The 14,992-nt window shown below is 36.9% G+C and carries 7 protein-coding genes; 4 read left to right on the plus strand and 3 right to left on the minus strand.

The window, feature by feature from the left end:
• The first annotated feature begins 5 nt into the window (after nt 1-5).
• The 4 genes from FNN08_RS13380 to FNN08_RS13395 all read left to right on the plus strand — a co-directional run bounded on the left by FNN08_RS13380 (nt 6) and on the right by FNN08_RS13395 (nt 9,009).
• Entirely contained in the window at nt 6-1,091 is a 1,086-nt protein-coding gene (locus tag FNN08_RS13380; RefSeq protein WP_143586613.1) for an SGNH/GDSL hydrolase family protein, read from the plus strand.
• Between the two features lie 240 nt (nt 1,092-1,331).
• The gene (locus FNN08_RS13385; protein ID WP_143586615.1) at nt 1,332-2,792 is read left to right on the plus strand and encodes a sulfatase; all 1,461 of its coding nucleotides are present in this window, start codon (nt 1,332-1,334) and stop codon (nt 2,790-2,792) included.
• Nucleotides 2,793-3,055: 263 nt separating this feature from the next.
• Nucleotides 3,056-5,605 carry a glycoside hydrolase family 3 C-terminal domain-containing protein gene (locus FNN08_RS13390; RefSeq protein WP_143586617.1) on the plus strand — a complete coding sequence of 850 codons (2,550 nt, stop codon included), beginning with the start codon at nt 3,056-3,058 and terminating at the stop codon, nt 5,603-5,605.
• 257 nt (nt 5,606-5,862) lie between these two features.
• The gene (locus FNN08_RS13395; RefSeq protein ID WP_143586619.1) at nt 5,863-9,009 is read left to right on the plus strand and encodes a hypothetical protein; all 3,147 of its coding nucleotides are present in this window, start codon (nt 5,863-5,865) and stop codon (nt 9,007-9,009) included.
• A gap of 836 nt (nt 9,010-9,845) precedes the next feature.
• Here the strand turns inward: FNN08_RS13395 and FNN08_RS13400 are convergent.
• From FNN08_RS13400 to FNN08_RS13410, 3 genes are all read right to left on the minus strand, one after another.
• Entirely contained in the window at nt 9,846-11,450 is a 1,605-nt protein-coding gene (locus tag FNN08_RS13400; RefSeq protein WP_143586621.1) for a hypothetical protein, read from the minus strand.
• A gap of 177 nt (nt 11,451-11,627) precedes the next feature.
• Nucleotides 11,628-14,447, minus strand: a complete 2,820-nt coding sequence (locus FNN08_RS13405) for a TonB-dependent receptor (RefSeq protein ID WP_143586623.1) — start codon at nt 14,445-14,447, stop codon at nt 11,628-11,630.
• A gap of 230 nt (nt 14,448-14,677) precedes the next feature.
• Nucleotides 14,678-14,953, minus strand: a complete 276-nt coding sequence (locus FNN08_RS13410) for an EF-hand domain-containing protein (RefSeq protein ID WP_143586625.1) — start codon at nt 14,951-14,953, stop codon at nt 14,678-14,680.
• Nucleotides 14,954-14,992 lie beyond the last annotated feature (39 nt).

A 14,992-nucleotide genomic window follows, 5' to 3' on the forward strand; every position in this document is an offset into this window, starting at 1 on the left:
AACAAATGAAACCACTATATAAATTTAGCAAAAACTTATGTTTAGCATCGGCGTTAATCGCATCAGGCTTTATATCAACAGCCATTGCAAAACCAGTGAGCTTAACCGATAGCAAGTTACAGTTTTTAGGTACAAACTACGTTAACCAAACTGCTGAGCAAGTAAGCTTTACCCGTCACAGTAAGGAAGTTTTATCGATAAAGCCAATGGAGCTTGCGTTCAATGCAGGTAAAGCGCAAACAACATCAGGTATTGCTTTAAAGCTAGCAACAAACAGTAACTCAATTGCATTTAAGTTTGTGCCATTACCTACAGAGAATCGTGGCTCAGAGTTTGTACTTTTTGAAAATAACGTTGCAGTTAAAACCTACACCTTCCCTAAAAAGGCTAAGCAATTAGATATTGCTTATACAAGCAAACTAAAGGGAGCGAAAGAGTATAAATTGATGCTACCAACGTGGAGTAATGTTGGTTTACAAGCAATCAGCATTGATGATGAAGCAGAGCTACTAAACATTAAAACACCACGAAATGCTAAATATGTAGCGATGGGCGATTCTATAACTCATGGTGTAGGTCAAAAAAATGCCACACAAACTTATCCGTATATTGTCGCGGATGCGTTAAACTTTGAGTTATTTAACATCGCAGTTGGCGGTGGTAAAACGTCAATACCAACAGCGCAAATGTTAGCTGACTTTGACGACATCGAATTAATCACTTTATTAATTGGTTACAATGATTGGAATTCGCCAAAAGCAGATGTGGCAGTATACCAAGCTAACCTAGATAAAATGCTCAGTATTATTCGTAAGTCGCATCCACAAACAACTATCTATTGTATTACGCCATTATTCACTAAGTCTTTAAAAGCTAAAAGAGTTGACCAACCTTTAAATGCATACCGTCAGGCAGTTATCGATGTAGTAACGGCTAGACAAAAAGCTGGTGATGACAATATTAACGTTATTAAAGGTGACCAAATCACTTCGGTAAAAAACTTACGTGAAGACAATCCTAAAGATCCTGTACATTTAGGTATCAATGGTGCGCGTATGTTAGCCAAAGAGCTAATTGAAATTATTAAATAGTTAGCAATCCATTTTATCTGAAATAATTCATATCTATAGGGCTTCTTAACGAAGCCCTTTTTTATTCTTTACGTAACCTTTACTAAAATCATCCCTGACTCGAATTGACACCGTTATCAATTCAGGTAATCTAATACTACACATAACTACAATAGCAATTCCAATAACCAATGTGCTTTTATTGCATGTATTAGCACATATAAATATTAAGGACTTGCTCATATAATAAATGGTGCATAAATGCAGTCTAAATTCTTACTAAGCCTTGTTGGTTCAATCTCGCTAGCGTTCAGTTTTACTACTTCAGCAATTGCAGCTGAAACAAGCGTTAAAGCTGAAAAACCAAACGTGCTGTTTTTCCTTATCGATGACATGCGTGTTAACTATGGTCCGTATGCTAAAAAAGGCCCTCTTACCCCAAACCTAGATCAATTAGCCGCTGATGGCGTAGCTTTTAATAAAGCTTATAGTAACATTCCTGTTTGTGGCGCTTCTCGCGCGAGTATGCTTACAGGTATTTGGGGTTCAAAAAATCGTTTCGTAGCGTTTAGCCCTGCCGATAAAGACACTCCTGACGCTATTGCATTACCACAACACTTTAAAAACAATGGCTATAAAACTATAAGTCTTGGTAAAGTATTTAATAACCAAACAGATAAAGTACAAAGTTGGTCAGAAAAGCCTTGGCGCCCTTCTGATAAGCTAAAGCTTAAAGGTAAAAAAAATAACCGAGCTAACTTAAAAATTCGTCATGATTACCAAACTAAGCAAGCTAATGACATTTTCGATAAAGCACAAAAAAATGGCCCTTCTAGTGAGTCTGCCGATGTAAGTGACTTTACTTATTTAAATGGTCAAATTGCCGAGCAAGCAATCGCAGAGCTTAAGCAATTTAAAGAAAATGATGAATCTTTCTTTTTAGCGGTAGGTTTTAAAAAGCCACATTTACCATTTAATTCTCCTAAAAAGTACTGGGATATGTACAACCGTGACGAATTATCTTTAGCTCCTAATCCAGAAATGGCAATTGACGCTCCAAAACAAGCAGTACACACATGGGGTGAGTTACGTAGCTATTACGACATTCCTAATAAAGGCCCTGTACCAAACGAAAAAGCGCTTGAGTTAATTCATGGTTATTACGCAGCAACAAGCTATTCTGATGCGTTAGTTGGTCAAGTAATGGCACAATTAAAAGAGCTCGATTTAGACGAAAATACTATTGTAGTGGTTTGGGGTGATCATGGTTGGAGTTTAGGTGAGCATGGCTTATGGGCTAAGCATTCAGCATATAATGTGGCAAATCAAATTCCACTAATTGTTAACGCTCCTAAAATTCTTAAAGGTCATGGCTCTAATGAATTAGTAGAATCGGTAGATATTTACCCTACGCTTGTTGAATTAGCACAATTACCAACAATGAAAGATATTGATGGTACAAGCTTTGTTAAACAACTTACCGATAGTAAAGCGCCAGGTAAATCAGCAGTATTTACTCGTTGGAAAAACTCGGACACAATTCGTACCCAGCGTTACCATTTAACAGAGTGGCGAGATAAAAAAGACAGAGTTATCGCACGCATGATGTTTGATCACAAAAATGATCCCGATGAATTAGTCAACATTGCAGAAAAAGCCGAATACAAAGAGACGGTAGCCAAATTGCATCAGCAATTACTACAGCATATAAACAATAAATAGCCTTAAAAAAGCTTCAAAATAAAAAGCACATATGAGTAATTAGTATGTGCTTTTTAAATTTGTAACCAGAAAAAAGTTACACACCTGTTAACAAGTTAATGACGTGTAATAAATTTACACAATGCTTACAGTAATTTTGAGTTTTAGGGCTTTTTTGCCATTTACAAGCGCATTTACATAACATAAGCTTACACAATGTCTATCGTTGTCTGTAATAAAGTTACAAAATAGACGCGTAAAAATATAACAAATCAGGGTTTAAAATGAATTCTAAATTAAAAGTACTCGTTATGGCTATGATGGCTACAGGCACTATTGCTTGTACTCAATCAGTAGATGTTAATAACGCAACAGTTGAAACAAAAGTAGCAGATCGCTATACCAATCTTGAAGCTGATGTAGAAAACCTACTTAGCCAGCTTACTCTAGAAGAAAAAGTATCTTTAGTTCACGCTAACAGTAAATTTGCTATCGCTTCTGTTGAGCGTTTAGGTATTCATGAAATGTGGATGTCTGACGGCCCACATGGCGTTCGCCAAGAAGTATCACGTGATAGCTGGAAGTCAGCTGGCTGGACAGACGATCAATCAACTTACTTACCGCCTTTAACTACGGTTGCAGCAAGTTGGAACCCTGAAATGTCTACATTACACGGTAATGTATTAGGCGCAGAAGCAAGACATCGTCGTAAAGACGTTATCTTAGGCCCAGGCGTGAACTTAGCTCGCCTACCTACTTACGGCCGTAACTTTGAATACTTCGGTGAAGATCCATACCTAGCATCTGTTATGGTGATCCCAGAAATCAAAGCGATCCAAGCGAATGATGTTGCTGCAAACTTAAAGCACTACGCATTAAACACACAAGAGCTAAACCGCCAAAAGGTTGATGCTATTCCTGATGAACGTACATTACGCGAAGTTTACTTACCAGTGTTTGAAGCTGGCGTTAAAGAAGCTGGTGTATATACAATTATGGGGGCATACAATAGCTTCCGCGGTACCAATGCCAACCAAAGCAAATACTTAGTTAACGATATTTTAAAAGGCGAATGGGGCTTTGACGGTATTTTACTTACCGACTGGGACGTAAATATTAATACCTATGATGCTGCCATGAATGGTTTAGATATCGAAATGGGTACTCGTGCTGATAGCTATGATGACTACAAACTTGCTAAACCATTTTTAAAAATGCTTAAGGAAGGAAAAATTCCAGTAGCCGTTTTAGACGATAAAGTTCGCCGTATTCTACGTATCCAATTACGTATTGGTATGATGGATAAAAGCCGTTTATCTGGCCAACGTAATATTCCTGAGCACAGAGCTGCGGCACGTAAAATAGCGGAAGAAGGCATCGTACTTCTTAAAAACGAAGGTATTTTACCGTTAGCTAAAGATGAAGTTAAAAATATCTTAGTCCTTGGTCCAAATACTGACAGAGAGCACGGCAAAGGTGGTGGTTCATCACAAGTTAAATCACTGTACGAAATTAGCCCAATCGAAGGTTTACAAGCAAAACTTGGCGATGACGTAAACATTACTTTCTTACGTACACGTCCTGAAACAGGTATTCCTGCAATTGCTGGTGATTACATAATTAAAAGTAACCCTGGTACAGGTACTCCGGCATGGCAAGTTTCTAACTGGAAAGAAAAAGCTCGTAAAAACTGGAAACACTGGTCATGGGTTCCAGATTCAGCTTACACAGCACCAGCTGATTCAACCATGGAACACGTAACCATGAAAACCACTATTAAGCCATTAGAGTCAGGTGTTCATACACTTAAACTTAGTGCTGTTGGTGATTTCAGATTAAAAGTTAATGGTAAAAAAGTATTAGAGCATTCAAGTACTGACGGTGCAGAATTTAACTACCCTCTTGAGCTAAGTACTGACAAAGAGTACAAGTTTGAAATGCAATACGATGGTAACAAAAACTTTGTATTAGGTTGGGATGCACCAAGCAGCTTATTTAGCACAAAAGAAGAATACATTGCCGCAGCAAAAGCTGCTGATGCCGTTATCTACTTTGGTGGTTTAAGTCACGCCGACGATCGTGAGTCACAAGACCGTGTTGACATGAAACTACCTAATGGCCAAGACGAAGTTATTACTAACTTACTTGCTGCAAACCCTGACACAGTAATCTTTTTAAATGCTGGTTCAGCCGTTGAAATGCCTTGGGTTAACAACGCAAAAGCAATTATGTGGGGCTGGTACGGTGGCATGGAAGGCGGTCACGCTTATGCTGACGCACTATTTGGTGATGTAAACCCAAGCGGTAAAATGCCAATTACTCTGCCTGTTGCATTAGAAGATACTGCAGCCATTGCTTTAAATGACTACAACTCAAAAGAGTCTTTCTATAAAGAAGGTGTATTTATTGGTTACCGCTGGTTTGAACAACAAAATATTGAGCCAATCTTCCCATTTGGTCACGGTTTATCTTACACCACATTTAGCTACGACAACGTTGAACTTTCATCGGCGTCAATTTCAGCTGGTGATGAACTAGAAGTAACAGTTACAGTAACAAATACAGGTAAAGTAGCCGGTAGCGAAATTGTACAACTGTACCTTAACGATGTTCAAGCAAGTGTTGAACGCCCAGCGAAAGAGTTAAAAGGTTTTGGTAAAGTTCACCTACAACCTGGTGAAACTAAAACAGTTAGCATGACACTTAAACAACGTGATTTATCATTCTGGGATGTAAATACTAACGACTGGTTAGCAGAACCAGGACAGTTTGATGTATTAATAGGTGCATCACACACAGATATTAAGCTAAATACTAGCTTCCAATATCAATAAAATAATAAATATTTGATTTTTAAGTTGGTTATTTAACCCACTCAAAAGCTAAAATAAGGTTAACCAAAGCCGACAATTGTTAAGCAATTGTCGGCTTTTTGTTAGCCAAATATAAATATGTAAAGAAATGTAAAGTTTCTACTTGATAACGATGTCAAATGTGATAGATTGTGTAATAACCAATTTTTACATGATCGCGATAATAATAATAAGCCCGCGATAAACAAATATACGAATTAGAAATTCAGGGGAACCAGATGAATTACAATACGACTAAAAAACCTAAACTGAGCATAATGAGCAAAGCTCTAGGTTTAGCTTTGCTTTTACCATTATCTGCAAATGCAGCTCTTGATTCGAACTTCCCTGTTTTGGAAGGCGCTTACTTAAATCACATCAATGAAACAGGAAATCCTGGCAAGAACTTGATTGTTAACCCAACTCTAGATTTATGTATAAAAAATGTTGACGCAGAGGTTTGGACTCCTAACCCTGATGCAGATTGTTCAGCATACTCAAATCCCGTTTATGGCTGGGGCTGGACTGGCGCAAACAAAGGTGGGACAGGTAAAGCTGTAGGTGACCGATACACTCCAATCTTAGGTGGTGGCCCTATTAGTGACGATGGTGTTGCGCATAAAAACTTAGCTCGTGGAGATAAAAATAACGGTGTTTTAAAATTAGCTTCTCCTATTGCAGTTTCGGGTGTATCAAAAGTTTATGTGTATTTTGAAGGTCAACCACAAGGTTTAGGAGGCTCTATACAATTAGATTTAGACGGCACGATACATATAGTAGAAGCTGATCTAATTAAAGATGGTACTTGGGGACCTTTTGGCTATGTTGTTGATTTAAGTGAAAGTGTTTCTGTGCCTTACACAGGAAGCATTGACCTTCAGTTTATCGCTAATGGTACAACTAACGCTGATAAAATAGTGGCAGATAATATTTTCTTGTCTACAGATACTATTCTGTTTCCTGATGTAGATACAGATAAAGATGGTTTATCTGATGATGATGAAAATGATATATATGGAACAGATCCTAATTTAGCTGATACCGATGGTGATAATTTATCAGATGGTGATGAGGTTAATGTTCACGGTACAAATCCATTACTAAAAGATTCTGACAATGACGGCACAGATGATGACGTTGAGCTTGCAGAGGGTACTGACCCTACAGACCCTGCTAGCTTCCCTGGCGATGTTGATGGCGATGGAGTACCTGATTCTATCGATGATTACAAAACAGACCCTAGCGCATCTTTAGATAGCGATGGTGACAGTTACCCTGATCAATTAAACCCGGTTAATGAAGCTTGTGATCAAGCTTGTCTAGATGCCTCTGAACTGGTAGTAGATGCTTTCCCTGACAGTGCTGCCGCATTTGCTGATATGGATGAAGATGGTGAGCCAGATTCATTTATTACTGCAGAATGTAAAGTGGGTGGAGTAATCGAAGGTGAAAACTTAGCTGAGTGTGATGGCTTAACATTAGACTTAGATAGAGATGGTGACGGTGACTTGAACGAAGATGAAATTGCTCAAGGTTCTAATCCAAATAACCCAGACAGTAATTCTTTAGATTTAGATGGTGACGGTTGGGCAAATGATATAGATGGCAAAGAGCTATTAAGTTCTTATCACCTTTCTACAAATACCAATATCATAGCAAGTTACTCTCCTGATGCGGAGACTGCTATATTAGTTAATGAACGTGCAACGGTTGATGTAAATCAAAAATGGGAAACATGGGGCTCTACTGCTACAGATAACGATCCGAATCATTTTTCTATAGTTGACACTACAGACTATGAAGGTGCACCAACGAAAGCGTTTAAGTTAAGTAGCGCATCAACAACATATGATAAAAATAATTCGTCAAAATTAGGTACGCTACAACTTAGAAGTAGAAAAATAGCTCCTCTTGCCACTAATATTACTCGTGGTCGTATTGGTGCTCGCCTAAACATTTCAAGCACAAATGATGTTGATTTACTTGATACAAAGGTCGGCGTGCGCATTGTTGCAACAAGTGAAAGTAACGGGACAAGCTATGTTGGTGCTTTCATTACGGTTACGGCAGAAGATATAGCAGAATATAATGCAAAAGGCTGGTTCTATGCTGAAAATGATTTTGTTACCAAAGGTCCGATTAAAGACCTTCAAGTACAGATGACAACCGATACAACAAATGGTATTGAAGTATTGTTTGACGATGTAGAGTTAAACCTAATTACTCCAAGTGATACAGATTTGGATGGTATTGACGACTCTATCGATCTAAATGATGATGGTGATGAAGAGAATGATGGCGTAGATTTAACTCCTCTTGGACCTGATGCTAAAGACTCTGATGGCGATATGATTCCAGACGCTTATGATGATGATTTAGACAATGATTCAATTGCTAACCCATTCGATGCGAATTTTAACCCTATATTATCTGAAGCTGTTGAAACTAAAACAGATACAGAATCTATGATTGAAGTTACAGCCTTCGATGCAGATGAAGACAACGTAACTTATATCTGGACACTTGCTGGTACTGAACTTGCTGAAAGTGGTAATAAAATTTCGGTTAATTATGCAGATCAATTACCGGGTGTTACAATCCCTGTAACTGTTAAGGCTACTGATGGTACTGATGAGTCGGCTACTCAAACTATTTTTGTAACTATTCCTGGTGTTGCTGAAGATTATGCTCCAACGATCAACGATAGCATGGTTGCTACTGATCATATATTAGGTACTCACACCATTACTGCAGATTACTTCGATAATAATGCTGAAGATACATTAAGCCACACGTGGACAGTTAATGGTGTAGAAACTGCAGATTTAGATGGTACATTAGTTATCAATGATTCTGACTTTGCTGTACCAGGAACCGTTGTAACCGTTGTACTTACAGTAACTGATGGTAAATTAACTAGCGAAAAATCTTGGACTGTAACAACTAACCAAGTAGCAGTACTTAATGTAGAAAAAACCATATTAAATGATGATGAAACACTTTACTCTGTTGGCTATTTTGTTGACGATAATTTAGTGTTAGGCGTTCAAGATGTTGATGGTGATTTCTTTACATATTCTTGGAAGATTGCTGTTAATGGCGTCGATACTCCATTTGAAGATGGTGAATACACAAGTAAAGAGTTAGTAATCAATCGCTTTGACTACCCTGCAGATAGCGTTTTAACTATCACTGTAACTGCTGTAGATATTAATCGACCAGAACAGGCAGCGCACACGGTATCAGAAGTTATTACTCTTGAATTACCAGCAATAGAAGGGAAAAACGATGATGAAATTTACCCTAAAGGCGGTGACGGTGGTGCTATGTGGTGGATGATGGCTTTATTAATACCTGCATTTATCCGTAGACGCATTTCAAAGTAATAATTAACACTATAATAAGTAATTAAATCCCTGATATTCGTATCGGGGATTTTTATTTAAAGCCTTTCTTTTTAATAACAACCACTCGCTCTATAATTTAGTACCTAGAATTGCAGAGCAAAAGCTATATCCTCCCTTTCATAATACCATTTCCATTACAATTGAGAATGCTAGATAACGCTTTATACAAGTGAAATTTATTAGATATAGTTATTCATATCTTTATTAATATAATCCTAGTTTTATCGTATGTATTTATTTTGCATTAACGCATTGCTGCTCTGACCATAAAAAGTTTATTACTATCTATTTTAAAAAATAAGGGCTCTAGAATGAGTTAAAGGCTTAAGGGCCAAGTTGGTATATTCATGTGTCAAGTTAAACACGCATTATGCTTTATATTAATGGCAAGAATATTATTTAGCTTTAAGATAAAAGTGTATTAAGTTGTATAATTCATTAAAGCTTCCCAAAAAGACTCAGAGCACTATCAAAACCAACTCATAACACTCTTACCTATTTATTTAACTTATAGCTATAAAATTGGTTATAAAGGCTCGTAGAAAGAGTAAGAACTGGCAGGTAAACACCAATTAAGACTATTGTTCTATCCAAGATTTATAAATACTTTATTGACACTAGATAAAAGTAGCTTAGCCAAATTAATACTTACAGTTTAGCTTATTACAATTCAATACCATAAAGGCAATATCCTAGGGCAATAAACTAAAATTTATATAATTAGAGGTTGTATAGGTATTTGTGAGGGCTTTGGATAGGAAATGAAAAAGCCAATGCATAATGCATTGGCTTTTGTTAAGGTTACTGAAACCTAATTATGGACAAGTTAAAGTATTAAACTTAACAACTTCGATACCACTAGCTTCAAGTTGCGCTATATCAGAACATAAATTTGCTGGATAATTTTTATGGCTAATATTAACAGTCTCGATCGTAATAGCCTCTTGGTTTATAAAAGGTAGTAATGAAGTAAACTTAGTATTATTACCAATGAAAACTGTTTTTAATTGAGGTAAAGCAGCAATTGCTTGAATATCTGCATCTGAAAGTAGATTACCCATAGCTTTTAACTCTTGTAAGTTAGGCAACTCTTTTAACAATGAATAGTCAGCACCTTTAAAACCATTAATATTTAAATGGGTAAGCTGTGTTAAGTTTTGAGAAATAAACTCAACAACTTCTTTACCTGAATCTTTCAATGGATTAGCAAACTGAAAATTCACATCAACAAGGTTTTCCAAATCAACTAAATAGTTCAAATCATCAACACTAGGAATCGTAGGCCCATTAGCATGGAATTTAGTGATATAAATGAATTCTTCAATACCTTGGAATGTATTAATAAATTTGAACTCTTTAGCTGTACAAACTAATTGGTTAGTTACTTCACCAAGTGTTGTTAAGCCCATATCTAGAACTTTTTCTTGGAAACAAGCTTGTAAAATAGGATCTGCAAATAATGGGTCTTCAGGGTTACCACTTGCTCGAAGAACATCTTCAAATGGGGTTTCTTCAGTCATTATACAGCTTGTTGGCTTAGAGTAGTTTACTGTATCCAATAAGCTGTTTTCAAAGTCACGGTTATCATAACAATTAATATTTGTATCACTTAATACTAATTCAGTTAGTGACGTTAATTTTTCAAGACCTTTGGTGTCAGTAAATTCTGGTGAATCGCATGTTAAAGAAGTTAGATCAACAACAAACTCTTTACCTGCAGCACCTGTTGCTAAACAAGCAGCTACATCATCACTCATATCTATGTTGTCAATAATACATACCGCGGGACTGGAAACACTAACAGCTTCAAATTCTTGTGCAAATGCACTTGCTGCAACACAGTTAACTGCAGTCGCTTCAATATCTAAGTCAGCTAAGTTTGTGAATATCTCTACGCCTTCCATCGAAAGTATATTAATGTCATCACACTTCAAGTTGGTAACTTCATCGGTACTTGCCCAACCGTTTTCTGCGAATTGTTCAACTACACACTGACGAAATGATTGATCAGCAAACTCAAGGTAGTTATAAAAACAGCCTTCTTGCTGAATTGTTTTAATAGCCGTAGCATCACCCAACATAGCTGCATCAGCAATAAGTTGGTTATCAAAACCATCTAAAGTTGCACATGATAAACCTGCACCACTTAAATCAATTGTTTCAAGTTCTTTGAAGTAAGCTAAACCAGTAACACTTTCAATAGGAGTGCTACAAGCTAATGACGTTAATTGGTTTGTATTTGTTATACCTTGCTCTGCGATAGTAGTTTCTACACAGGCTTTCAAATTAGCATCATCGTACTCAACCGAAGCTAACAATTGGTCAAACACTTCAGTTGTTGCTGACCCTTCAGAATCTTCATTACAGCCAGCAAGTGCTGCTAATGCTGAAGATAGAAAAATAATCTTTTGTAATTTCATACTTTTTTCCTTCTAAGAAAGCTATTTTATTATTGTTGTTTTTACAGCTTTTCTTGTTTTGTTGTTCTTAATTAAAGAACGCCAGTTAATTTTGTTCACATTCTACACAATTGCATCAAACTATCACCAACCTGTTACCGTTTAGTTACACTTTGAAACAGGTTGGTATGCACATATTTAGAAGTTATATTTCAATGTTACGTTGTAGCTTTTGCCATTATCAGTAACGGTATATGCTCTCGAGCTATCGCCAACATATTCATATGTTTTCTCGCCAGTTAAATTTCGAGCATTGAAATTCACCGATAAAGCCTTGCTAAATCGATAGCCGGCCGTTAAATCAAACTGGTCATAGTCATCAACATAAACTGCCTCGCCAGACCATGAAAATTGTCTAAAGTACTCACTACGGAAGTTATATGCTAAACGAACATTAACACCATATTTTTCCCAATATACACTTGCATTAAAGGTATCTTTTGATAAACCAGGTAGAGTCATAAACTCACCGGTCACTTCGTTAACAAGCTGTGTCTCACTATCGTTATATGTGTAGTTAATAGCAGTACCTAAGCCACTAAATGCTCCAGGTAAAGAGGTAAATGCTTGTTGATAACTAATTTCAACACCTTCAACGGTCGCATCATCTTCATTAACCGGCTGCTGAACATCCACTGGCCATCCATCGTTAACACCTGGTAATACACGGTTTTCAATCGTTCGAACCACAAAGTCACTAATGTCTTTATAGAAAACACCTGCGGCCAACAAACCTTCACTATTAAAATACCATTCTGCACTTAAGTCATACTGATTAGCTCGGTATGGAGATAAGTTAGGGTTACCTAATTTAAAAACTACTTGGCCTTCATTAGTAGCTGGTCGGTAGCTAGAAGATAGTTGACCGTGACTAGGGCGTGACATAACCGATGCAGCGGCTGTTCTTAAAATAAAGTCAGGAGAAAGGTTAAACGCTAAGTTTAAGCTTGGCAATACATCATAATAATCATGTTCAATCGTTGTCCAAACCCATTCAGAAGCACCTTCTTCTCTAGTATTAGCACTAGACTCAATGTCCGTTGTTACATAGCGTACACCGACATTACCACGGACAGGTATATTGAAGAACTCACTACTAATGTTAGCTTGCGTATAAGCTGCAGAAGTTTCTTCAATTACTTCATAAGTTTCATAGATGATGTCATAAAATTCACGAATATCACCATATAGACTATTTAATAATTTAGTATCTGGTGAATACCAAGAATCAAATGGAGCATTGCCAAGTAAGTCATCAACATGAATATAATTACCGTAATCATCTAGATTCGCATACTCACCACCATTTAACTCTTTAATTTGTTCTTTATATTCTGTATTTTCAGCACCAGTTGCGTTGTTTGTATCGGTTCTATAGTCTTTTTGACCACGCTCATAACGGACACCAAACTCTATTGACCTAAAGTAGTCATTATCAAGTTCCCAATCGATATCAGCTTGGATATATTCTTGAGTATTTTCTGTATAAAAATTCTTAAGTTTATATTGTTCCAGCAATGCATTTTGAGGCAGCATTGCATCCAACTCTTCGGGCTCTGTTGGATAAATAACTTCAGGCATATATGAACCATTGGCTAGTTCATAACCTAAACCGTTGGTAGAGTTACCAAAGTTTGCTTGTGTTTGATTTTGAGTAAGTGTTGCTTCACTACTACCAACAGCAGTTGAAAGTAGTACATCATCCGACAGTTGGTAATCTACACTTAAATTAACACCTAAAGTTTCATCTTCATATTCACGATCGTATGTTACTTGGGTAAAATTATACTTGGATGCCTTACCTAAATATGGGTGTCCAGCTGGATACGCTTCACCAGTGTAAGGGTCTGATGCACCATTTTGCTGGTCATTAATTTGTGAGACAACATTCTTACCATCAATTACTACACTATCTTTTCTAACCGCCAAGTAATCGTTATCACGAAAATCAGCATAGACATCTGAAGACAATCTGTCGCGTGTTTGATTTGCAAATAAGACACCTAAATTAACATCTAGCGTATCTGTAGGTTGCCATTGCATATTTACCGAAGCATTTAAACGTTCTCGTGAATCCTCAATAGTCTGAGTACCAATATTTTCTAATCGGTATACCCCATCGCCAAAATCTTCGAGTTCTGAGTATGGTAAACCTCTAGTGTAGCGATTGTCTTCGTCTTGTAATGCCCAGCCACGAGAAAGCATTTTATTTTGACGAATGGTTCTTTCAAAATAACTCACAGTTGCACCGACAGCAAACGTTTCATCTTCATTCACACGGTTTACGAAAAGATTAGCGCCAGGACCTGTATCTTCCGACAACTCATTATAATCGGCTTTTATTGAAACAGTACCTTTATTACCTACGGCAATTGGCTTACGTGTTTTTAAGTTAACTGTACCACCAAGAGAGCCTTCAACCATATTAGCGGTTGGACTTTTGAATACTTCAATACCGCCAACCATTTCACTGGCAATATTATTCAAGTTTGTAGCTCGTGAACTACCATCAGTGGCAACGTTCATTGAACCAGCATTACCATTTGCCATAGACTGACCATTAACGGTAACTTTACTTAAGCCAGGGTCCATACCACGAATACTTACATACTCACCTTCACCTGCAGCTCGGTTCATCGAAACACCAACTACACGAGAAATAGCTTCGGCAATGTTATCATCTGGTAGCTTACCAATATCTTCAGCAGAAACGCCGTCCATTACCTGATCAGAAAAACGTTTCGCATTCATCGAACGCTTAAGACTTCCTCTCGTTCCTTGAACTTCGATTACTTCAATACCTGCAGTTTCGGCTTCATCTGCTTCAGTATTTTTTTCTTGATTAGCTTGTTGCTGTGCTTCATCAGTTTTAGGTTCGCTTTCTTGAGCAGCGGCCGTCCCCTGAATAATTGTAAAGATGCTAAGCGCTAATAACGATTTTTTATAGTTATCAAGCATTGTTTTCCCCTGAGTAATTATTATCGCTGTTCCCACTTATAAATATGAGATTTGGCAATATCTTTTAATAATATTTTTAGCATACACTAAATGACATCGTTATCAAGGGAATTATTTACACTTCTTTACATTAATTAACAGTTACAGGAAAAACATACAAAAAAAGATAAAAAAATGATAAAAAAAAGCCTCAACATTAGTTGAGGCTTTCGTTTTGTTCAGAAAAAATATTATTTTTTAGCATTCATTTCTTCAAAAGAAATTTTACCATCTTTGTTTGTATCTTTTTTCTTGAAGCCATTGTCAGTTCTTCTATCTTTCTCTACTGGGTCGGTAATACCTTTTTTAGCAAAATATCTATCTAAATTTACTCGATATTCTGCTTTATTCAAATAACCATCACCATCTGCGTCAAGTTTATCAAAGTATGGTTTACTTGCTGCGCTTGCACTCATAGATAAACCTAATGCCACTGTAGCAGCAACTGCTGTAATTAACTTTTTCATGTTATTTCCTCTGTTTTATTTATAATTTTAATTATTGTT

This window comes from Thalassomonas sp. M1454 (assembly GCF_007097525.1).
Lineage (GTDB): Bacteria > Pseudomonadota > Gammaproteobacteria > Enterobacterales > Alteromonadaceae > Thalassotalea_A.

Bases quoted from the DNA above. Each gene is read 5' to 3' on its own strand.
- FNN08_RS13380 (WP_143586613.1), top strand. From the start codon at position 6: ATGAAACCACTATATAAATTTAGCAAAAACTTATGTTTAGCATCGGCG.
- FNN08_RS13385 (WP_143586615.1), top strand. From the start codon at position 1,332: ATGCAGTCTAAATTCTTACTAAGCCTTGTTGGTTCAATCTCGCTAGCG.
- FNN08_RS13390 (WP_143586617.1), top strand. From the start codon at position 3,056: ATGAATTCTAAATTAAAAGTACTCGTTATGGCTATGATGGCTACAGGC.
- FNN08_RS13395 (WP_143586619.1), top strand. From the start codon at position 5,863: ATGAATTACAATACGACTAAAAAACCTAAACTGAGCATAATGAGCAAA.
- FNN08_RS13400 (WP_143586621.1), bottom strand. From the start codon at position 11,450: ATGAAATTACAAAAGATTATTTTTCTATCTTCAGCATTAGCAGCACTT.
- FNN08_RS13405 (WP_143586623.1), bottom strand. From the start codon at position 14,447: ATGCTTGATAACTATAAAAAATCGTTATTAGCGCTTAGCATCTTTACA.
- FNN08_RS13410 (WP_143586625.1), bottom strand. From the start codon at position 14,953: ATGAAAAAGTTAATTACAGCAGTTGCTGCTACAGTGGCATTAGGTTTA.